The following is a 19,845-nucleotide window of genomic DNA, read 5'->3' on the forward strand; positions in this document are numbered from 1 at the left end:
ATCTCAAAGAACTTTTCTTAAAGAACTTTGGCTTCGTTTTTTAGTTTATCGATCAATTCATCCACCGACGCAACCTTAATACCGCCTTTACGTTCTGCCGGGGACTCGACTTTCAAAAGGCTTACCCTGGATGCCACCTCAATGCCGTAATCGGCAGGGGTTTTGACGTCCATCGGTTTCTTTTTAGCCTTCATGATATCCGGCAGCTTGGCGTAGCGTGGCTCGTTCAAGCGCAAATCGGTTGTCACAATGGCAGGCAGCGTCAGCGCAACAGTCTGCAAGCCGCCATCGATTTCACGGGTAACGTTAACCGTATCACCATCAATGGCCACTTCTGAGGCGAACGTGCCTTGCGGCAAGTTGGTTAAGGCAGCCAGCATCTGGCCCGTCTGGTTATTGTCGGTGTCGATCGCCTGCTTACCCAGGATGACCAAGCCGGGCTGCTCTTCGTCAACCACCTTGGCCAGCAACTTGGCAACTGCTAGCGACTCAACTCGCTCGTCGGTTTCGATGTGAATAGCGCGGTCAGCACCCAGCGCCAGCGCGGTACGCAGCTGTTCCTGGGCGGCTTTGGGGCCAACGGTGACGGCCACCACTTCAGTAGCAACGCCCTTCTCTTTTAGGCGTACCGCCTCTTCCACCGCAATTTCGCAGAAGGGATTCATGGCCATTTTGACATTGGTAAGATCAACGTCAGAGTGATCTGCTTTGACGCGGATTTTGACGTTATAGTCGATGACGCGTTTAACCGCGACGAGTACTTTCATAGGTTCCTCGCTTGGCTGGTGGCAAAAGCCGTTAACCAAAGTCGGCACCCGCCCAGCGGACACCGCTTATAAAAGAGTCAGCCTCGCCATACGCGATGACGATGCCGAAGAGATTCATGCAAGCGTTTGATAGGCACGCAGTTACAAAACCTTGTTAATTTGCCACAGCCTGCCCAATGGCAACAATACCCATTCGCTACCGCTATAGTCGAACAATCACCAAACAGGGCTACGTTTGGGCCACTGAGCATGAAACGCGCTTTTAGCATCGTAGGCGTGACCTGACCACGGTATTATGCCTATCATGGAGCATAACCAGAAGCAAACGACCGTTTTATATTAAGGCCGTGTTTTTATAAGGCACTGCACTTATGAGAATAAGGAGAGACCAGGTGGAAAATGTTGAACGCGACGTCATGGACTTTGATGTAGTGATTGTAGGCGCGGGTCCTTCTGGGCTTGCCGCTGCCTGCCGCCTGATGCAGCAAGCAAATGAAGCCGAACAAGAACTGACCGTTTGTGTCGTGGAAAAAGGCTCTGAAGTCGGTGCGCACATTTTATCTGGCGCGGTGTTTGAGCCACGGGCGCTCAATGAACTCTTTCCCGACTGGCAAGAGCGTGGCGCCCCTTTGAACACTCCCGCCATTCGCGATGATGTTTACCTGCTCAAAGATGCCCAAAAGGCACAGAAGCTGCCCAATTCGCTGGTCCCCAAAAGCATGCACAATACCGGCGGTGATCAAACGCGCTACGTGATCAGTGCTGGTAATCTGTGCCGCTGGCTTGCCGAGCAAGCTGAAGCGCTGGGTGTTGAAATTTTCCCCGGCTTCGCCGCCCAGGACGTCATTATTGAAGAAGATGCCGTACGCGGCATTTTGATAGGCGATATGGGCGTCGCCGCTGACGGCACGCCGAAAGATGGCTATATGCCGGGCATGGAGCTGCGTGCCAAATACACGCTGTTTGCTGAAGGCGCGCGTGGTCATTTAGGCAAACGCTTAATCAAGCATTTTTCCCTTGATGCTGGACGCGACCCGCAACACTACGGCATTGGCCTAAAAGAGCTCTGGGACGTTCCCGCTGACAAGCATGAACCCGGGCTTGTGGTTCACGGTTCTGGCTGGCCGCTGGATAAAGATACCTCTGGGGGCTGGTTCCTGTATCACGCTGAAAACCAGCAGGTAGTGGTTGGCCTGATTATGGATCTTTCCTATCAGAACCCCTGGCTTTCGCCGTTTGATGAATTTCAGCGCATGAAGCATCACCCGGCGCTTAGCCGATATCTGGAAGGCGGTAAGCGTGTAGCTTACGGCGCCCGAGCGCTCACCAAAGGAGGTTTTAACTGCCTGCCTAAAATGACGTTTGCAGGCGGCCTACTAATTGGCTGTGATGCAGGAACCCTTAATTTCTCCAAAATCAAAGGCCTGCATACCGCCATGAAGTCAGGCCTGGTGGCCGCTGAAAGCGTTTTTGAAGCCCTAAAAGCAGGTGATGAAGGCGCGCAAGAACTGGCTAGCTTTACCCAAAAGTGGGAAGCCAGCTGGGCTTACGAAGAGCTTAAAGAAAGCGCAAGCTTTGGACCCGCCATGCATAAGTACGGCACCGTGGGTGGCGGCGCTTACAACTTTGTTAATCAGTTGCTGGGCAACAAGCTGCCCAATGTTCACGACACGACCACTGATTACGGCGCTCTAAAACCGGCGGCTGAGTTTGAAAAAATCAATTACCCCAAGCCGGACGGAAAGCTCTCGTTTGATAAGTCCTCTTCGGTGTTTCTCTCCAACACCAATCACGAAGAGGACCAGCCGTGCCACCTGCACCTGGACGATCCTGACATTCCGATTAAGCACAACTTACCCAAGTATGCCGAGCCGGCCCAGCGTTACTGCCCTGCAGGCGTGTATGAAGTGGTAGAGGATGATGCTGGGCAGCCACGTTTTCAGATCAACTTCCAGAACTGCGTGCACTGCAAAACCTGTGACATTAAGGACCCGGCCCAGAATATTACCTGGGTAGCGCCTGAAGGCGGCGGCGGGCCCAACTATCCCAATATGTAAGCTGTAAACAGCAGGCGCCAAACAGAGCCACTTGCACCGCCTAACAGTTAGGCGGATTGCACAGGTGGCTCTAATCGCTCAATGGGTGCGCGGCGAGCAATTAAACGTCGCCTGCCTGCTTGAACAAAACGCACATCAATGACCGGATCAGAGGGATTACCTTCTACCGAGGCAATCTCTCCCTCACCAAAAACGGCGTGATGCAGCCGCTGTCCGGGGTAAAAGTGCTCCCCTGGCGCATAAGCGGCCTGGGGCTCCTTCACCTCGGGCGCCGTTAACGTAATATCGTCACGCCCTAACCGCTCAAGATAGCGTTGTACAATCGCTGGCGAAGCCGCCCGTAACACAGCGCTTGTGGGCTCGCTCTTCGCTAGACACTCGGCAACCTGCATGCTGTCCTGCCATGCGCTTTCAGCAATAAAGCGACTTGGACGATGCGAGCCACCATCGTGCATAACCAGAAGCTGCTCTTCTGCGCGAGTAATCGCGACATAAAAGAGTCGGCGTTCTTCTTCAAGGCGCTCATCGCTCAGTGGCGTATCCCGGCTATAATGCGGGAAGTCTTCCTCATTGACGCCGGCGACTACCACAAGCGGCCACTCCAACCCTTTGGCACCATGCACGGTTGAAATCAGGACACCCCCGGCCTGGTTTTCAACCGGACGCTCTAATAACGCTATAAAGGCGTCCGGATCAGGCACGCTTTGAGCCTGTTCGATCAGCACATCCAAAAGGCGGACGTCCTCTTCGCCTTTATCCCGCCGGGCTGCGGCACGCTTTAGCGTTTTTTCAGCGTCGATGCTTTCCACCACATGGCTAAGTAATTTAGCGGATGGCCATGCACGTAGCCGGGGAAGCTCACACAATAACGCCCAGCGTTTTTTTAACGTACGCCGTTGAAGCGGCTTTAGCTCAGTAAGCACGGGGTCATGCCGTTCTGGCCACTCTTGCGTAGTGGCCAACTGGTAGGCCAAGCGCTGTAGCCGTTCCCGCGCGACAAAAGGCGTTGGCTGAGAGAGCAGTAACAGCAAGTGTTCTGGGTCGTGGAGAAGCTCAGGACGGCGAGATAGCTTTAAGTAACCCACTAACGCCTGCACCAACGGTAAGCGAAAAACAAAACGATCTTCACGCAGTAAGCGAAAGGGGATGCCGGCCTGCAATAACGCCAGCTGGAACGGTACGGAAAGTGCCCAACTGCGCACTAACAGGCTGACCTGGTGAAAAGCGCGCCCCTGCGCACTCCAATCCATCAAGGTATCCAGCAGGACAGCACTTCCCTGCCCGACCGATACCCGCGTATGCGGATTATTTGCCGCCGCCAAACAGAGCTGATCGGGGCGTCGTTGATTGGCAACAATCGCATGATTCGCGGTTAACGCCAGCGCATGCCCATGGCGAAACGTCGTTGATAGTGGGTAATCGGTGGGCCGCCCGAAGGTCGCGGTAAAATCCTCCAGCATGGTGTCCGGCCGCGCACCACGCCACTCGTAAATGCACTGATTAGCATCCCCTACCGCCATAACCGCCGCCGTGCTACCCGCCAATACCGCAAGGAGGCGTTGCTGCGCCGCGTTGATATCCTGATACTCATCAATAATGACGTGGTCCAAAAAGCCTTCCACGCGCTGGCGTAGCGTAGCGTCAGCTTCCAGCGCCTGGAGCGGCCGATACAGCAAATCGGCGTAGGTCATAAGACCTTCATCCGCGAGCATTCGCTCTGCTTCGTTAAACGCGCTGGGGAAGTAATCAGTGTCCGGCTCGTAGTTAAGCCGCTCATAAAGTGCTTGAGGTTCGGCCATTTCTGCTTTGACCAGATTACAAAAATGCGCCAGCGCCTCCAGGCGCTCGCCCTCAATGGCCGCATCGCGCCGCTCAACGCTTTCACGCAGCACATGTAAACTGGCCTGGCGAAGCAAGCGCTCCAACTGCCAGTCAGCCGACAGCAATCGGCGTGGTGCCAGCACTCCCCAACGGCACAGACTTTGGGTTAATCGATGCCCCAGCGAGTGAAAAGTACGCACCGCAGGCAGCGCCTGCCCGGAGGGGGACATGCTTACCAAGCGTTGATGAAAATCATCCCGTGCTGAGCGGTTAAACATCAGTATCAGCATCCGCTTGGGCGCAACCCCACCGGCCAGCAGATGCAGCACTCGGGCTGCCATGGTGGTGGTTTTACCCGCACCGGCGACTGCCGCTACTCTGGCATGGCCGTTTTCATGATGGACAACAGCGTGTTGTTCTGCGGTTAACTTCACAAAGCCTCACTCGGTGCGCCATTATCGCCGCCAGCGGCGTCCTCAGCATCCACACAGCCGAGTGGAAACCACTCACCGGCACTCCACACACCGACTTCACACTGGCCATTAGCCAGTGTTTTCATACTTGCTGCATCAACCAGTTGATAAAACACATGGCGATGTAATCGGGCGGATAACCCATACCGGACAGCAATTTCCGGCAGCATCTCGCCACCTTGAGTCTCGCTGAACGCTAGAGGGTGTGTCGCGTCAAGGCGCACGACATCTTCAAACTGGGTCGTAAACCACCAGGCATCCTCATGAAAGTCGGCCTCAACAGCCACAAAAGGCAAATCGTCCACCTGGAGACACCAGCGCTCAACAGGCGTCACCAGGCAGTAGCCTTCCGGGTCGTGGCGCAACAGCGAGGATAGCAAACGCGCAACATCAGGGCGGGCAAACGGCTGCCCTTCGTGTAACCAGGTGCCGTCTGCTTGAATCACAATATTGATATCGCCAGACAGCGCTGGCTGCCATTGATCCACAGGCGGAATAGTGGCCACACTTTGACGCTGCTGCAGGAGTCGATCAATATTCATTGCATCCGCCTTGCGCTAATACCGCTTAACGTGAAGACACGAGCCCAGACTGCGCCAGGGCCTGTTTAACATGCGCAGGCGCATCGGGCACGGCTGCTTTAAACAGCTGAAAGAAGTTGGCCGTCGCTTGCATGGCCACTTCATCGACGCTGATGCCCCGCGCTTTGGCGATGCACTCTGCCACCTCAACAACCCACGCAGGTTCGTTGGGTTTGCCACGGTAAGGCACAGGGGCCAAGTAAGGACTATCGGTTTCAATAAGCAGACGATCCAGCGGCAGTTGGCGGGCCAATTCACGCAGCGACGCCGCGTTATTAAAGGTAATAATACCGGACAACGAAATATAGAAGCCAAGCCGCACCGCTTCACGCGCCATGTCCAAGTCTTCCGTAAAGCAGTGGAGCACACCACCGACGCGTGGATCGCTATATTCTCGCAACAAGGCAAGCGTGTCTTCCTTGGCTTCCCGGGTATGCACGATAACGGGCAACTCAAGCTCGCGGGCAGCGATCAAGTGCTGCTTAAAGCGCTCATACTGCACCGCAACCGGCACGCTTTCCCGATAGTGATAATCTAGCCCGGTTTCACCAATGGCAATGGCGCCGTACTGCTCTGCGGCTTCTTGAATATCACTCGCCACTGGCTCTTGCACAGGCGTATGCAGCGGATGAAGGCCCGCAGAAATAGCGACGTCGCTATGCTCACGAGCAATCGCAGCGAGCCCTGGCATATCCTCAAGGCTCACTGAAATCGCCAAAAACTGGCTAACGTTTGCAGCTCTAGCCGCGTTTAGCGTGGCGGCGATATCACCACCATGCGTGTGCTCCGACAAACGATCCAAATGACAGTGCGAATCAACAAACATGAACGTCTCATCAACCAAAAAGAGAAATAAAAAGGCGGGATAACGCTAAAGCGTCAATGAAGGAGCCGTATGATCATCAGCTTCCAGCAGCATTTCGATGTGCTCGCGCAGAGCGCTATCCTTAAAGCTAAAGTGAACGCCAATTCCCGCAACGCGCTGACTACTTATCTCGTCAGGCGATACCCATACGACATCACCCAAAACCGTCAGGCGCTCACACTCACCTGGCAACGTGAGCAATAAAGTGACCTGATCACCCAGCGCATAGGGCGTTTTAGTCGGTACAAATAGACCTCCACGCTCCAAAAACGGCATATAAGCTGAAAATAGCGTAGACGCATCAGGCACGGTGAGGGCAAGGGCTTTTTGAATACTCATATCAACCTCGCTCGCCGGTAAATCCATGACCACCATCGTAACGACATGACTAGAAGGTGATGGTTGAAATCCATAGCCAACGCAATAACGCTATGAGCGCAGCAGCGCTGCCCAACGCACTAGCCATGCTTCAAGCACCAGTTGCGGGTTTGGATTGGCTCCAACCGCTAACAGGCGCCGCTGTTCTCGGGCGTAATCCAGCAAACGAAACCAATCCTGCGCACGGCCATTTTTGACCGCTTGGCGGTAAAGGGGTTCTAAATCGGGATTGTGCAGTACGCTTGCTTCACCTGAAATACCCAAGCGAATTAAGTCTTCAAGCCATGCGATACCGTACCACAAGATAGCGTCAATCGCTTGGCGGTCCAGCCGTGCGGCCTCCGATACCGGCTCAGCGCCTCGCACCAATTGCTCAAAGCAGTCATGAATCTGGTGGCGTAATGCCCGCTCTTCAGGCGAAGCTAATTCAGCCGCCAAAAGCGGCAAACCACCCGACACCCGCCACCAAAAATACGCCTCTTCCTCACCGCCCAACTGTTCGATTAACCAACTGCGACACGCAGTAAAAGGCACACTGGGAAACGACCACTGCTGGCACCGGGAACGAATAGTCGCCAACATGCGAGATGGCACATCAGAAAGCAGAATAAACAGCGTTTTAGCGCCAGGCTCTTCCAGGCTTTTAAGCAACGCATTGGCCGCGGCGATGTTCATGCTCTCGGCCGGTGAAAGAACAATCACACGATAACCGCCCTGTTGGGCGGTCTGTGAGACAAACCGATTAACCTCGCGAATAGGGTCAATACGTATTTGGCGCTTGCCTTCTTCCGGCGAAACCCGCAACAGGTCCGGATGATAACCCGACGCCAGCATGGAACAGCTATGACACTGGCCGCATGCCAGCACATTCGGGCTTGCGCACAACGTGCGGGCAATTAGCGCCTCTGCCAGCTGCTGCTTACCCACACCGTGAGCGCCACTTAACAAAATGGCATGGGGCATACGCCCCTCATCTGACAGCCGCACCAACTGCTGCCATGTGGCCTCATGCCAAGGCAGTAGACCACTTAACGCCATAGCGCTATCCGTTCGGCGAGCACATCCTGAATATCGGCTTGTACGCTAACCAGCGACTGATGGGCATTAATGAGCGCAAAGCGCTTAGGCTCAGCACTGGCACGCTCCAGGTAGGCGTCACGGACAGCTTGAAAGAACTCGCCCCGCTCTTGCTCAAAGCGGTCACGCTGCTCATTTTGACTGTTAAGCCGTGACTCCAGGCGCGACTGCGCCGCCGTTAACGGCATATCAAGCAGTAACGTCAGATCTGGCGTTAGCCCCTTCTGCACAAAGGCTTCAAGCTGGGCAATGCGCTCAACCGACATACCGCGCCCGCCGCCCTGGTAGGCAAAGGTCGCGTCAGTAAAACGGTCGCATACCACCCATGCACCGCGCTCCAATGCAGGCACTATTTTTTCGGCCAGATGCTGCGCTCGCGCGGCAAACATGAGTAACAGCTCAGCATCGGCGTGCAATGGCTCCTGGGGAGCAGGGTCCAGCAGTAGCGCGCGGATCGCCTCGGCGCGCGGCGTCCCCCCCGGTTCGCGGGTGCTCACCACGTCAAGACCTTGCGCTTCCAGCGCTGCGACCACAAAAGCCATATTGGTGGATTTACCTACGCCCTCACCGCCTTCAAGCGTAATAAAGCGTCCCCGCTTGGTCATTGCCATCCCTTAATCAACGCGTGCATCGTTGAGATTAACTTCATGAAAAACCGTCACTTTGGGTCAGCGGTTGCGAATATAGCGATTAACTGCATTATTGTGCTCACGCAGCGTACGTGAAAAGTGGTGTGTACCGTCCCCCTTGGATACAAAATAGAGCGTCTCGCCTGGCAGAGGATCAACCGCTGCTTCAAGCGACGCTCGCCCCGGCATGGCAATCGGCGTGGGCGGCATGCCATCAATCACATAGGTATTGTAAGGCGTGGCTTCACGCAGATCGGCATAGGTAATGCGCCCTTGATACCGGTCGCCCATACCGTAAATCACGGTCGGATCAGTTTGTAGGCGCATGCCCTGCTCCGTCCGGCGCTTAAAGACACCGGCGATCTCACGCCGTTCTTCAGGCGCGCCTGTTTCACGCTCAATCAGCGATGCCATAATAAGCGCCTCATAAGGCGTCTCAATAGTCAGGTCATCCGAGCGTGCGGCCCATACCTCTTCTAAAATGTTTTCCATCCGCACCAACGCTTGGCGCAAAATATCGACGTCACTCATACCCAGGTGGTAGCGGTACGTATCGGGGAAAAACCAGCCTTCTGGAAAGGTGCCTTCTCTATCCAGCAAGGTCATTATTTCTTCATCGCTCAACTCCGCCGTGCGATGTTCCAGCTTGGGTGCGTTATTGAGTAGGTCGCGTAGCTGACTAAATGAGCGTCCTTCTGGAAGCGTCAACGGATACGTCACCACGCGGTTACTGCCTAACAGCGCCAGCATTTCCAGCCCGTTCATGCCAGGCGTTAACTCATATTCGCCCACACGAAGACGGGGAATACGTTCGGGCTGAACCCGAGCCAATACTTGAAAAGCCCAGGCATCCTCAAGAATTCCTTGCGCCTCCAACTGCGCAACCACCTGATTAAAGCCTGCTCCAGCAGGCACCTGATATAAAACAGGGGCTTCTAAAGCAAGAGGAGCTTCTAATCGGCTTTGCCAATAAAAATAGCTGCCTGCGACGCCAACGACGCCCAATACCAGCATAATTCCAACAGCGGCCAGTAACCGTTTCAACGTATCACCTCAACAAAATAGGTCAGGGCTTGCGGTATAAGTTGACGCATAGCCAAGCAGACGATGCGCCCGTGTTTGGAACTTATCGGGCTGATTAATCGGCCAACGCTGCAGACAAACCGCATCTTCAGACAATAACGTCGCCACTGGCCATACGCCCTGTACGGAGTTCGCCACCCAAGCGCGCTCAACGGCGGGTAAGGCCTCAAGGGTAAGATTAGCTTCACGCACAGCGCCTTCAGCAATTAACGCGGCACGCAATGTACCGGCCACGCCACACATATCGAGTGGCGGCGTAAACAGTTCACCGTGTTGCTGCCAAAACAGGTTCATACTGGTCGCCTCGACCAACTGCCCTTGAGCGTCCGCCAGCAAACCTTCGGCAATCGACACATCCTGCCACTCTTGTCGGGCCATTACATTTTCGAGGCGGTTTAAATGCTTGATACCAGCCAAAGCCGGTTGGTGAGCCAAGCGTATGCGGCAGGTACGCACCGTCACGCCGCTTTTCCAGCGCTCAACCATAGGGGCGAAAGAAGTCCGCCGACTTAGTAAACGGGGTGTTGGTGTATCAGGTAATGCATACCCCCTTCCACCACTACCCCGAGTAACAATCAGTTTTAATACCTCAAGCGGTGCCGTGGCGTCTTCCTGCCAAGTGGCATCAATCGCCTCTTGGCAGGGAACCGGAATACCGAGCCGCTGGCACCCCTTCACCAACCGTGCCACGTGGTATGTCCACAGCACCGGTTTACCGTTACGTAGCAGCACCGTTTCGAACACACCGTCCCCATACGCCAGCCCGCGATCATCAAACGGCACCTGAGGCAGGGTCATCTTGCGTTATACCTTTTTAAACAACAGCGAGCCGTTGGTGCCGCCAAACCCAAACGAGTTGGACAAGGCAACATCGATGCGCATGTTACGCGCCGTGTGCGGCACATAGTCCAAGTTGCAGCCTTCCTGGGGGTTATCCAGATTAATCGTTGGCGGTGCCACCTGATCACGAATGGCCAGAATGCTAAACACCGCTTCAACAGCGCCAGCAGCCCCCAACAAATGGCCAATCATGGATTTGGTAGAACTTACCGCTACATTCTGAGCAGCGCTGCTCATTACCCGTTCAACAGCCCGGCTTTCGGCCAGGTCGCCCGCGGCCGTAGAGGTGCCATGCGCGTTAATATAGTGCACTTCGGCAGGGTCCATTTGAGCATCTTTAATCGCATTGCTCATGGAGAGCGCAGCCCCGCGACCATCTTCAGGCGGTGCCGTCATGTGATAGGCATCATCACTCATGCCAAACCCGACAAGCTCGGCATAGATATTCGCGCCACGTGCTTTGGCATGCTCGTACTCTTCAAGTACCAGTACACCGGCACCATCAGAAAGTACAAAACCGTCGCGATCTTTATCCCACGGGCGGCTTGCCGCTTCGGGATTATCATTACGCGTTGAAAGCGCTCGGGCGGCAGAGAAGCCTCCCAGGCCAAGTGGCGTCGTTGCCATTTCAGCACCACCACAGACCATGACATCCGCATCCCCATAGGCAATCGTGCGTGCACTATAGCCAATGTTGTGCGTACCGCTGGTACATGCGGTGGTAATAGCGATGTTAGGCCCTTGAAAGCCATGTTGAATCGCCAAATTTCCCGAGATCATATTGATGATAGAGCCCGGCACGAAAAAAGGTGATACGCGACGAGCGCCGCCCTTGTTAAGCGCATTGTGGTTATGCTCGATCATGGGCAGGCCACCAATACCTGACCCCATGGCTACCCCAATACGCGGTGCATTCTCTTCTGTACAGGTAATGCCAGCATCCTGAATTGCCTGCGCGCCAGCCGCCATGCCGTACTGAATGAACAGGTCCATCTTGCGGGCTTCTTTGGGATTCAGATAAGGGCTAATATCAAAATTCTTAACCGAACCACCAAAGCGTGTATTGAAGCTACTTGTATCAAAGTGCTCAATGGGCGCTATGCCGCTCTTACCAGCCGTAATATTCGCCCATGTTTCATCCACGTTATTGCCCACTGGGGTCACCAGGCCTAACCCAGTTACCACTACCCTTCTTCGTGCCATTAGCTTTCCTCCAGGCATCCATGGTGACTCGACCCATCCGGGTCATTTTCAGTAGAAATCAGATGACTAGTATAACGGAGATTGAACGTTATGTTCACGGTGAAGCACAAAGCAAAAAAGCCGCCCTTTAAAAGGGCGGCTTTTAAGGGGGATGCTAGCACCACACCCTCGTTTGATGCATCAACTTGCCCTTACTGGTGGGCGTTTACGTAGTCGATGGCTTCCTGAACTGTGGTAATTTTTTCCGCTTCTTCATCAGGAATTTCAGTATCGAACTCCTCTTCCAAAGCCATTACCAGCTCAACAGTGTCAAGCGAGTCAGCACCCAGGTCTTCAGTGAAAGAAGAGCTGTTCTGGATGTCTTCTTCTTTAACGTTCAGGCGCTCTGCTACAACTTTCTTAACGCGCTCTTCAATAGTACTCATTAACGTACTCCAGTCGTTCACATTAGCCGTTTTGGATAACCAGCTATTTGGAAACCGCAAGCCAAAAGCTGCGGGGTAGTTTATAGACGCCCTTAGGCAGGCGCAACCGCTAAGCCTAAGGCCATCAACGCATATTCATGCCGCCGTTTACATGCAGGGTCTCACCGGTAATGTAACTTGCAGCATCACTGGTAAGAAAACCGACAGCGGCAGCTATCTCTTCCGGACCACCCAGGCGAGCCAACGGAATTTGCTTCAGCAGCATTTCATGCTGCGCTTCCGGCAACGCTTGTGTCATATCGGTCGCGATAAAGCCAGGCGCCACTGCGTTAACCGTAATGGCACGTGAAGCCACCTCACGCGCCAACGCACGGCTGAAACCTTCCATACCCGCTTTTGCAGCTGCATAGTTAGCCTGACCCAGGTTACCCATGGTCGCCACTACAGAGCTGATGGATACGATACGCCCAAAACGCGCCTTGGTCATGCCTCGCAGGCACGCCTTGCTTACACGATAGACAGACTTGAGATTGGTATCCATCACCGAATCCCACTCATCCTCTTTCATGCGCATCAATAAATTATCACGCGTAATACCGGCGTTATTAACTAAAATTGTCGGCGCACCAAAGCGCTCCGTGATGACCTTAAGCACGTCATCAATGCTTGCCTGGTCCGTCACATTAAGGCAAAGGCCAGCACCCTCAATGCCGTTTTGCTGCAAATCGGCATCAATTTTTTGTGCCCCGGACTCACTGGTCGCGGTTCCGATCACGATACGGCCCTGACGGCCCAGCTCGTGAGCAATCGCTCGACCAATACCACGACTGGCACCAGTAACAAGCGCAACTCGGCGTTCTTGCGTCATAATTTTTTGCCTTTAACTATTGGCTTCTTAACCACGTAAATAAGCAAGGATAGCGAAAATTTCAGCGAACTAGGCGTCACTAGTCTGCGCTTCACGTGCCAGCTCAAGCGCCGCATCCAGGCTGTCAGGATCATTGACTGCCAACCCTTTAGCGCCACGGACAATGCGCTTGTTAAGCCCTGTCAGCACTTTACCTGGGCCACACTCAATAAATACATTAACAGACTGAGCAGCCATGGCTTCAACGCATGCTGCCCAACGCACCGGCTGATAAAGCTGCTCGATCAACCGCGTACGCAGCGTATCAATGTCGGCATGCGCCTGCGCATCTACGTTTTGAATAACCGTGTAGCGTGGCGCTCGAAATTCGACACTTTCCATAGCGGTGGCCAAACGCTCGGCAGCTGGACGCATCAGTTCACAATGCGAAGGCACCGAAACCGGCAGCGCCATTGCACGCTTGGCACCCGCCTCCTGACACGCCACAATCGCCCGCTCAACCGCAGCGGCACTTCCGGCAATCACGACCTGGCCCGGCGAATTATAATTAACGGCCGAAACAATATCCCCCTGCGCAGCACTGGCGCAAGCGGCTTCAACCGCACTATCTTCCAAGCCGAGAATAGCCGCCATACCGCCCTCACCGACCGGTACAGCGTCCTGCATGGCTTCGCCGCGAAGGCGAACCAGCTGAACGCCTTCAGCAAAACTCATCACACCCGCACACACCATGGCGCTATATTCACCCAGGCTGTGCCCGGCCATGACAGTAGGCCGAGGCCCTTCAAGCTCCTGCCACACCCGCCAAATTGCAACACTAGCAGAAAGCAGCGCAGGCTGCGTGCAAGCGGTCGCGTTTAGCGCGGCCTCGGGGCCTTCCTGGACGACTTTCCACAAGTCGTAACCAAGTGCATCCGAAGCTTCCTCAAATGTTGTTCCCACTACACTATAGCGTTCGGCTAGCTCACGCAGCATTCCAAGCTGCTGAGAGCCTTGCCCGGGAAAAATGAGGGCAAGGGGTTGAGACATGTCGTTCACCTTTGCTCTTTAGGCATTTGCTCATTTGAGCGATAAGCGTGGCTATGGCTACATCCTGCTGTCACCCATAGCCCGCAAAATAAGTTCTAACCTTTTATTATCGAGCACTTTACCTAGTAGCACTCTGCGCCCATACCCTACACCATGGTGTACACATAAGCGCCTTCCTTAATGACTGAAAATGGTATTAACGGCGCTCCCAACGCCCTGCCATACGCGCGGGTAGATTATGCTCCACCTCATGTACAGCACGCTGGATCGCATAATAAAAACCCTCTGCCTGGGTACCACCATGGCTTTTCACCACGATGCCCTTCAAACCAAGCAGGCTTGCTCCATTGTAGCGTACAGGGTTTAATTCTTGCTTTAGATAGCGCAACACAGGCTTGGCCAGTAGGCTTGCCAAACGACCGCTTAGGCGCGATTCAAACGCCATTTGGACACGCTCAACCAGCATACGAGTCAAACCTTCGCTTGCTTTGAGTACGGCATTCCCGACAAAGCCATCACACACCACCACATCAAGCTTGCCTTCAAAAAGATCACCACCTTCGGCATACCCCTGATAGGCAAAGGCGGACGCATCAGAATATTCGCGCAGAAGCCGGTCTGCTTCGCGCACATTCGCACTCCCCTTGGTAGCTTCCGCCCCCACATTAAGCAGCGCGACACGGGGCAGGCTTACATTATCAACGCACTGCGCCATGGCAGCACCCATGACGGCAAAATCAACCAACCGGTGCGCGGGCGAATCCACGTTCGCGCCCAAATCCAGTAAATAGCAGCGACGGCCATAGCGGGCCGGAATCGCAGTACTAATGGCAGGCCGTGAAATACCTTTAAGCGTTCCCAGCTCACGACGAGCAAGCGCGACCAACGCAGCCGTATTGCCCGCGCTTACGCCAGCGACTGACTCGCCCAACCGAAGACTCCGCAACATACACGCCATACTGCTTTCCTGGCCATGACGAAGCGCCCAGGCAGCACTGGAGGCCTGAGAGATGCTCAAAGGGGCATCACTAACCGCTAAACGTGACGCTGCCGCAGCCAGAGGCTGCGGCAAGCGTGAAAGCTCAGCAATAATATGCTGACGCGGACCAAACAGAGTCAATTCAAGACCAGGATGTTCAATCACTGCTCTTGCAGAGCCTTCGATAACCGCATGGGAGCCTTGATCGCCTCCCATCACATCAATCGCTAGGCGCATGCAGCACCCACTCTATTTGGCCGCTTAACAAGATAGTTAAGGCTTATACCTCAACCACCTTGCGACCACGGTAGAAACCATCTGCAGCGACATGGTGACGCAGGTGCGTCGTACCGGTTTCTTTGTCCTGAGACAGCGTCGGCGCGCTCAGCGCGTCGTGGCTACGACGCATACCGCGCTTGGAACGAGTCTTACGGTTCTTTTGAACTGCCATGGGTGTTTACTCCAGGGTGTGTAGGGTAAATAACGCTTACTTTTTGCCCTTTAAGGCATTAAGCACTGCGAAAGGGTTCGTGGCCGGCGTCGCTTCTTCTGACGCACCGTCTGTCTTGCTGACCAGCTGCTCCGCCGAGACATGGCATTCGGTCTCATCGTGATAGACCACCTGCGGCAGACTGAGGATAAGCTCATCCTCAACTACCGTTAGTAGATCCAGCTGTTCTTTTTCCACCAGCACCGGTTCATGACTGGCAGGCAGCTCGGCGGCCAAGGCCTCGTCACTGATCATTCCAAGCAGGAAGTCACTGGACACGTCTTGGCTCAGCGGCACCAGGCAACGACGACATGGCAATGCCAGCGTCGCTTGCAAATGGCCACGAATTTCACGACGACCTTGGGCATCCACACCAAACTCAAGGACAACATGACAGTCGCCCGTTTGGTCACCTGCCTCTTCGGCAAGCCGTGGCAACGAATTCAGTGCCACTACGCCTTCTAGTCGTTCGCGGCGGGCTGCAAGCTTATAAGGCTCAACCCGGCTGGGGAGTTGTGAGGTCAACATAGGCGCGCAATGATAGGCACTCCCCCCGCTGGTGTCAAAGCTTCAACTCAATTCTTCATGGTTTATCGCACATTTCCCCATGACTTATCGCCCACACCCGCAAATTAGGCACGCCCGCTGGCTTTCGCTACACTCCCCTTTTATTCCAAATCGCTTAGGAGAAATGGCGTGCCGCTTACTCAAAACGCATCGCTGGTGCTGGGCTCAAGCTCGCGCTGGCGACGAGAGCTGTTGGAACGCTTACAGCTTCCCTATCAGTGCTATTCGCCTGATATTGACGAAACACCTCGTGCCAATGAGTCCCCCAAGGCACTTGTGCATCGTTTAGCGCTCAGCAAAGCCAACGCCGTGGCGCCCCACTTCCCCAATCACTACATTATCGGCTCAGACCAGGTAGCGCTCTTTGAAGGCGACATACTGGGCAAGCCCCACACCCAGGAACGCGCCTGCGCCAACCTGGCGCGTTTTTCAGGTCAGCGCGTTACTTTTTTAACCGGGTTAGCGCTGCTTGATACCCAAAGGCAACGCCACTACACCCACATAGAGCCTTTCGACGTTATCTTTCGGCAGCTGACCACACGCGAAATTGAGCGCTACGTCACCCTTGAGCAACCACTGGACAGCGCTGGCAGCTTTCGAATGGAAGGATTGGGCATCACGCTGTTTGAAGCGTTAGAAGGGCGTGATCCGAACGCCCTGATTGGGCTTCCGCTTATTGCGCTGTGTAATATGCTACGCCAAGTGGGCATGGACCCACTTGACGGTTAAGCTCGGGTTTATTGTGCCTGGTAGCGTAGCGGTGAGTGAGCCGCTTTAAGGCCAAGCACCTCCGCCGCCACTTGGGTAAAGCGTCGCGTCAACCGATCAAACGGATCAAGACGCGGCGTATAATCTTCCCAACTCGCCTCCCCCACCTGATCGCGCGCCACTTCTTCAAGGCTTGCCAACTGGTCCACCAGACCAAGCTCAAGCGCCTGCTCGCCGCTCCAGATAAGCCCAGAGAATATATCTGGCTGGTCGCTTAGCCGATCGCCTCGCCCAGCACGAACATCATTCATAAATTGCTGATGTGTTTGCGTCAACACACTCTGCCAGAATGCCTGCGCCTCTTCATCAAGCGGCTGAAACGGGTCCAAAAATGCCTTGTTCTCGCCCGCCGTTAACACACGGCGCTCTACGCCTATCTGGCTGATCGCATCCTGAAAGCCAAATCCTGCATAAATAACCCCAATCGAGCCCACCAGGCTTGCCGGTGAAGCAATGATTTCATCGGCTGCCGAAGCGATATAATACGCCCCACTCGCACCGATATCCTCGATAACCGCCAGAATCGGCTTATCACCCTGCTCGCGCAGGCGCATGATTTCCGCATAAATACGCTGCGATTGAACCGGGCTACCACCGGGACTATCAATATGCAGCACAACGGCTTCGGTATTATCTGATTCCCAGGCGCGATTTAATCCCTGAATGATACGCTCGGCATTCGCTGGAGCATCACTGGCAATAACACCATTAACGTCTACGATGCCCAAGTGACGCTGCAGGGTAGACGCATCGCCCGTTGCGGCCCAAAAAGCGTTATATACAACAGTCGCGACTAACGCCAGTACCAAAAAGAGCGTCATAAAACGGAAAAACAACTTCCAACGCCGTGTACGACGCTGCTCCGTTAACACGCCGCCAATCCAGCGATCCATCATTTCAACCTGGGCCAAGCGCTGCCGCTCACGCAGCGTTTCAGCATCATCGCCTGCCGCCCCCACCGCAGCAGCCTCATCTTTATAAGCCGCCACGTCAGGACCCTGCGTCCAGCGATCCTGACTTGAACGATCAGGCGTAGGGTTGTCCTCAGGCTGTTGGTATCCGCTGGCATCACTGCGGCGCCAATCATCACTCATATACCATCCTTTTTTGAGTTTAGGGACGCCAGATGATGGACCATCCACCCAACGTCGCATCCTCTATCCATGCAGCCAGCCAAAAAGATCTTCAACGTTATGAGCGACCCACTTGGGCTGGCTTGCCGCTAGCCGCGCTGGCGTATGAACACCGTACGTTACTGCCACACGATCCATGCCGATGGCCCGCGCCATTTCCAGGTCATATTCCGTATCGCCTACCATCACTGCACGCTCCACGGGAACGTCAAGTTCTAGAAGCAACTCATTCAGCATTTGTGGGTGTGGCTTTGAACGTGTTTCATCTGCAGTGCGACTAGCATGAAACCAGCCCCCACTTCCCGTTTCAGTGAAAACCCGATCAAGGCCACGGCGGCTTTTACCCGTGGCAACGGCCAAACGCTGCTGTTCGCGCTCGCGAAGTCGCGCTACGTGCGCCTCGACCCCATTAAAAAACGGCATGGGCGTTGTGTTTCCATGCACAAACTGATGTGCATAGCGCTGACGCAAGCGTTCAGCCTGAGCAGGACCGATGCCCGGACACAGCGTGGCGATGGCTTCAGGGAGCCCCAGGCCGATAATATCTCTAATTGCCGCGACGTCCAGCTCGCCCCACTCAGCCTCCTGGGCCGCTGCCTGCATACAGGCAACAATTTTCGACACCGAATCCATCAGGGTGCCGTCCCAATCAAAAATAATCAGCTCGTAACGCATTACCGCCCCTTATTACTTCACTGCCCGTACATTTATTGCCGAGCACGCTTGAGCACGTCTTCCAGAACTTCTGGCAACGGCGCCTTAACGGTCACTGGGCGGCCGTTGGTAGGTTCCGGAAACGTTAGCGAGCGGGCATGCAGAAACAGACGACTAACGCCTAGCTGTTTCGTCAAGTGCGCACTTTCACGTGTCGAGTACTTATCATCCCCAAGCAGCGCATGCCCCGCATGAGTCGCATGAACGCGAATTTGATGTGTTCGCCCGGTCACCGGCTCGGCTTCAATCAGCGTGGCTTTCTCAAAGGTTTCAACAACCGCAAAATGGGTGCGCGATACCTTGCCGTTTGGATCTACCCGCACTCTACGCTCACCGTTGCCTGCGTCGAATCGGTCAAGACGCGCACTTTCATAGGTTTTACGTGCAGGCCAGCGACCGCTCACAAGCGCCAGATAACGCTTGTCCATGCCATGTTTTTTTAACGACTCGTTAAGTGTCACCAAGGCATCACGAGACTTTGCCAGCAACAAGCAGCCAGAGGTATCGCGATCAAGCCGATGAACAAGCTCCAAAAAGCTCAAATCATCCCGCACCTGACGCAGTGCTTCAATCAACCCGATTTTAACCCCGCTCCCCCCATGCACCGCCAAGCCAGAAGGCTTATTAAGCACCATCCAGTCAGGGCCTTCCATAATGACGCTACCTACTAACACGTCACGCAAATTATCGCTGACTTCCTTCACCGCCTCACGCGGCGCCAAACGTAATGGCGGCACCCGGACCAGGTCACCCGCCTGGAGACGGTAGTCCACCTTGACGCGCTTTTTATTAACCCGTACTTCACCTTTACGCACGATGCGGTATATCAATGCTCTAGGAGCACCTTTCAGGCGAGTCATCAAAAAATTGTCAATTCTTTGACCTGCCTGTTCAGGGGCGATATCCACCCACTGTACTTCACGCCCTTCGGCCATTGCCGCGCACTCCTGCTGTGTCTCTATGATGCCAGGCTAAAAACGGCATTCTAACGTAGACCCAAGGGCATTGCGTCAATTGCTGGTAGTTGTCTTTACTGTTATATTCCAAATCGTTCACTACTAAGCGTGGGCAGCTTGTCGAGTATTACAGTTTTCACAA

21 protein-coding genes are annotated in these 19,845 nt (G+C 54.6%); 2 read left to right on the forward strand and 19 right to left on the reverse strand.

The annotated features are described in order from the left end of the window. Positions 1 to 17 precede the first annotated feature (17 nt). Positions 18 to 767 (reverse strand): electron transfer flavoprotein subunit beta/FixA family protein, encoded by a 750-nt coding sequence (locus ACT3TJ_RS01360; protein WP_192526376.1) that lies wholly within the window; start codon positions 765 to 767, stop codon positions 18 to 20. Positions 768 to 1,159: 392 nt separating this feature from the next. Here ACT3TJ_RS01360 and ACT3TJ_RS01365 point away from each other — a divergent pair, with 392 nt between their 5' ends. Continuing rightward, positions 1,160 to 2,824 (forward strand): electron transfer flavoprotein-ubiquinone oxidoreductase, encoded by a 1,665-nt coding sequence (locus tag ACT3TJ_RS01365; RefSeq protein WP_444665435.1) that lies wholly within the window; start codon positions 1,160 to 1,162, stop codon positions 2,822 to 2,824. 47 nt (positions 2,825 to 2,871) lie between these two features. Here ACT3TJ_RS01365 and ACT3TJ_RS01370 read toward each other — a convergent pair whose 3' ends face one another. The 15 genes from ACT3TJ_RS01370 to ACT3TJ_RS01440 form a co-directional block, all read right to left on the reverse strand. After that, positions 2,872 to 5,079 (reverse strand): ATP-dependent helicase, encoded by a 2,208-nt coding sequence (locus tag ACT3TJ_RS01370; protein WP_193053758.1) that lies wholly within the window; start codon positions 5,077 to 5,079, stop codon positions 2,872 to 2,874. Continuing rightward, a complete protein-coding gene (locus tag ACT3TJ_RS01375) occupies positions 5,076 to 5,660 on the reverse strand; it encodes a DUF1285 domain-containing protein (RefSeq protein ID WP_193053759.1) in 585 nt (194 codons plus the stop codon). The genes ACT3TJ_RS01370 and ACT3TJ_RS01375 overlap by 4 nt, the downstream gene beginning before the upstream one ends. Positions 5,661 to 5,685: 25 nt before the next feature. Next, on the reverse strand, positions 5,686 to 6,525 hold the full coding sequence (locus tag ACT3TJ_RS01380) for a TatD family hydrolase (RefSeq protein WP_193053760.1): 840 nt from the start codon (positions 6,523 to 6,525) through the stop codon (positions 5,686 to 5,688). A gap of 45 nt (positions 6,526 to 6,570) precedes the next feature. Then, positions 6,571 to 6,903: a PilZ domain-containing protein gene (locus tag ACT3TJ_RS01385; protein ID WP_193053761.1), complete on the reverse strand. Its 333-nt coding sequence runs from the start codon at positions 6,901 to 6,903 to the stop codon at positions 6,571 to 6,573. A gap of 90 nt (positions 6,904 to 6,993) precedes the next feature. Next, positions 6,994 to 7,980 carry a DNA polymerase III subunit delta' gene (locus tag ACT3TJ_RS01390; protein ID WP_193053762.1) on the reverse strand — a complete coding sequence of 329 codons (987 nt, stop codon included), beginning with the start codon at positions 7,978 to 7,980 and terminating at the stop codon, positions 6,994 to 6,996. Then, complete coding sequence (gene tmk, locus ACT3TJ_RS01395; RefSeq protein WP_441677068.1) at positions 7,971 to 8,624, reverse strand: dTMP kinase; 654 nt, start codon at positions 8,622 to 8,624, stop codon at positions 7,971 to 7,973. The genes ACT3TJ_RS01390 and tmk overlap by 10 nt, the downstream gene beginning before the upstream one ends. A 63-nt stretch (positions 8,625 to 8,687) precedes the next feature. After that, the gene (gene mltG, locus ACT3TJ_RS01400; RefSeq protein WP_441677067.1) at positions 8,688 to 9,692 is read right to left on the reverse strand and encodes an endolytic transglycosylase MltG; all 1,005 of its coding nucleotides are present in this window, start codon (positions 9,690 to 9,692) and stop codon (positions 8,688 to 8,690) included. A gap of 9 nt (positions 9,693 to 9,701) precedes the next feature. Further along, positions 9,702 to 10,529 (reverse strand): aminodeoxychorismate lyase, encoded by an 828-nt coding sequence (gene pabC, locus ACT3TJ_RS01405; protein WP_441677066.1) that lies wholly within the window; start codon positions 10,527 to 10,529, stop codon positions 9,702 to 9,704. A gap of 6 nt (positions 10,530 to 10,535) precedes the next feature. Beyond that, entirely contained in the window at positions 10,536 to 11,774 is a 1,239-nt protein-coding gene (gene fabF, locus ACT3TJ_RS01410; RefSeq protein ID WP_441677065.1) for a beta-ketoacyl-ACP synthase II, read from the reverse strand. A gap of 191 nt (positions 11,775 to 11,965) precedes the next feature. Further along, positions 11,966 to 12,199, reverse strand: coding sequence for an acyl carrier protein (acpP, locus tag ACT3TJ_RS01415; protein WP_008956801.1), 234 nt, complete (start codon positions 12,197 to 12,199; stop codon positions 11,966 to 11,968). Positions 12,200 to 12,323: 124 nt separating this feature from the next. Continuing rightward, entirely contained in the window at positions 12,324 to 13,067 is a 744-nt protein-coding gene (gene fabG, locus ACT3TJ_RS01420; protein WP_193056301.1) for a 3-oxoacyl-ACP reductase FabG, read from the reverse strand. Between the two features lie 69 nt (positions 13,068 to 13,136). Beyond that, entirely contained in the window at positions 13,137 to 14,096 is a 960-nt protein-coding gene (gene fabD, locus ACT3TJ_RS01425) for an ACP S-malonyltransferase (protein WP_193056300.1), read from the reverse strand. 196 nt (positions 14,097 to 14,292) lie between these two features. Beyond that, positions 14,293 to 15,312: a phosphate acyltransferase PlsX gene (gene plsX / locus ACT3TJ_RS01430; protein WP_193056299.1), complete on the reverse strand. Its 1,020-nt coding sequence runs from the start codon at positions 15,310 to 15,312 to the stop codon at positions 14,293 to 14,295. 43 nt (positions 15,313 to 15,355) lie between these two features. Then, the gene (gene rpmF / locus ACT3TJ_RS01435) at positions 15,356 to 15,526 is read right to left on the reverse strand and encodes a 50S ribosomal protein L32 (protein WP_087109291.1); all 171 of its coding nucleotides are present in this window, start codon (positions 15,524 to 15,526) and stop codon (positions 15,356 to 15,358) included. 36 nt (positions 15,527 to 15,562) lie between these two features. Beyond that, positions 15,563 to 16,093, reverse strand: a complete 531-nt coding sequence (locus ACT3TJ_RS01440) for a YceD family protein (RefSeq protein ID WP_193056298.1) — start codon at positions 16,091 to 16,093, stop codon at positions 15,563 to 15,565. A gap of 168 nt (positions 16,094 to 16,261) precedes the next feature. Here ACT3TJ_RS01440 and ACT3TJ_RS01445 point away from each other — a divergent pair, with 168 nt between their 5' ends. Next, positions 16,262 to 16,861, forward strand: a complete 600-nt coding sequence (locus ACT3TJ_RS01445) for a Maf family protein (protein ID WP_193056297.1) — start codon at positions 16,262 to 16,264, stop codon at positions 16,859 to 16,861. An 8-nt stretch (positions 16,862 to 16,869) separates the two neighbouring features. On the opposite strand, the gene sppA is transcribed toward ACT3TJ_RS01445, so the two are convergent. The 3 genes from sppA to ACT3TJ_RS01460 all read right to left on the reverse strand — a co-directional run bounded on the left by sppA (position 16,870) and on the right by ACT3TJ_RS01460 (position 19,682). After that, the gene (gene sppA, locus ACT3TJ_RS01450; RefSeq protein WP_444621426.1) at positions 16,870 to 17,994 is read right to left on the reverse strand and encodes a signal peptide peptidase SppA; all 1,125 of its coding nucleotides are present in this window, start codon (positions 17,992 to 17,994) and stop codon (positions 16,870 to 16,872) included. A 63-nt stretch (positions 17,995 to 18,057) separates the two neighbouring features. Continuing rightward, positions 18,058 to 18,708 carry an HAD family hydrolase gene (locus ACT3TJ_RS01455; protein WP_172116367.1) on the reverse strand — a complete coding sequence of 217 codons (651 nt, stop codon included), beginning with the start codon at positions 18,706 to 18,708 and terminating at the stop codon, positions 18,058 to 18,060. A gap of 32 nt (positions 18,709 to 18,740) precedes the next feature. Next, the gene (locus ACT3TJ_RS01460; RefSeq protein WP_087109302.1) at positions 18,741 to 19,682 is read right to left on the reverse strand and encodes an RluA family pseudouridine synthase; all 942 of its coding nucleotides are present in this window, start codon (positions 19,680 to 19,682) and stop codon (positions 18,741 to 18,743) included. Between the last annotated feature and the right edge of the window lie 163 nt (positions 19,683 to 19,845).

This window comes from Halomonas sp. AOP30-A1-24 (assembly GCF_052378165.1).
GTDB classification, from domain to species: Bacteria; Pseudomonadota; Gammaproteobacteria; order Pseudomonadales; family Halomonadaceae; genus Vreelandella; species Vreelandella citrativorans.

Bases quoted from the DNA above. Each gene is read 5' to 3' on its own strand.
- acpP (WP_008956801.1), bottom strand. From the start codon at position 12,199: ATGAGTACTATTGAAGAGCGCGTTAAGAAAGTTGTAGCAGAGCGCCTG.
- ACT3TJ_RS01390 (WP_193053762.1), bottom strand. From the start codon at position 7,980: ATGGCGTTAAGTGGTCTACTGCCTTGGCATGAGGCCACATGGCAGCAG.
- pabC (WP_441677066.1), bottom strand. From the start codon at position 10,529: ATGACCCTGCCTCAGGTGCCGTTTGATGATCGCGGGCTGGCGTATGGG.
- sppA (WP_444621426.1), bottom strand. From the start codon at position 17,994: ATGAGTGATGATTGGCGCCGCAGTGATGCCAGCGGATACCAACAGCCT.
- ACT3TJ_RS01360 (WP_192526376.1), bottom strand. From the start codon at position 767: ATGAAAGTACTCGTCGCGGTTAAACGCGTCATCGACTATAACGTCAAA.
- ACT3TJ_RS01455 (WP_172116367.1), bottom strand. From the start codon at position 18,708: ATGCGTTACGAGCTGATTATTTTTGATTGGGACGGCACCCTGATGGAT.
- ACT3TJ_RS01460 (WP_087109302.1), bottom strand. From the start codon at position 19,682: ATGGCCGAAGGGCGTGAAGTACAGTGGGTGGATATCGCCCCTGAACAG.
- plsX (WP_193056299.1), bottom strand. From the start codon at position 15,312: ATGCGCCTAGCGATTGATGTGATGGGAGGCGATCAAGGCTCCCATGCG.
- fabF (WP_441677065.1), bottom strand. From the start codon at position 11,774: ATGGCACGAAGAAGGGTAGTGGTAACTGGGTTAGGCCTGGTGACCCCA.
- fabG (WP_193056301.1), bottom strand. From the start codon at position 13,067: ATGACGCAAGAACGCCGAGTTGCGCTTGTTACTGGTGCCAGTCGTGGT.
- ACT3TJ_RS01440 (WP_193056298.1), bottom strand. From the start codon at position 16,093: ATGTTGACCTCACAACTCCCCAGCCGGGTTGAGCCTTATAAGCTTGCA.
- ACT3TJ_RS01380 (WP_193053760.1), bottom strand. From the start codon at position 6,525: ATGTTTGTTGATTCGCACTGTCATTTGGATCGTTTGTCGGAGCACACG.
- rpmF (WP_087109291.1), bottom strand. From the start codon at position 15,526: ATGGCAGTTCAAAAGAACCGTAAGACTCGTTCCAAGCGCGGTATGCGT.
- fabD (WP_193056300.1), bottom strand. From the start codon at position 14,096: ATGTCTCAACCCCTTGCCCTCATTTTTCCCGGGCAAGGCTCTCAGCAG.
- ACT3TJ_RS01375 (WP_193053759.1), bottom strand. From the start codon at position 5,660: ATGAATATTGATCGACTCCTGCAGCAGCGTCAAAGTGTGGCCACTATT.
- tmk (WP_441677068.1), bottom strand. From the start codon at position 8,624: ATGACCAAGCGGGGACGCTTTATTACGCTTGAAGGCGGTGAGGGCGTA.
- ACT3TJ_RS01385 (WP_193053761.1), bottom strand. From the start codon at position 6,903: ATGAGTATTCAAAAAGCCCTTGCCCTCACCGTGCCTGATGCGTCTACG.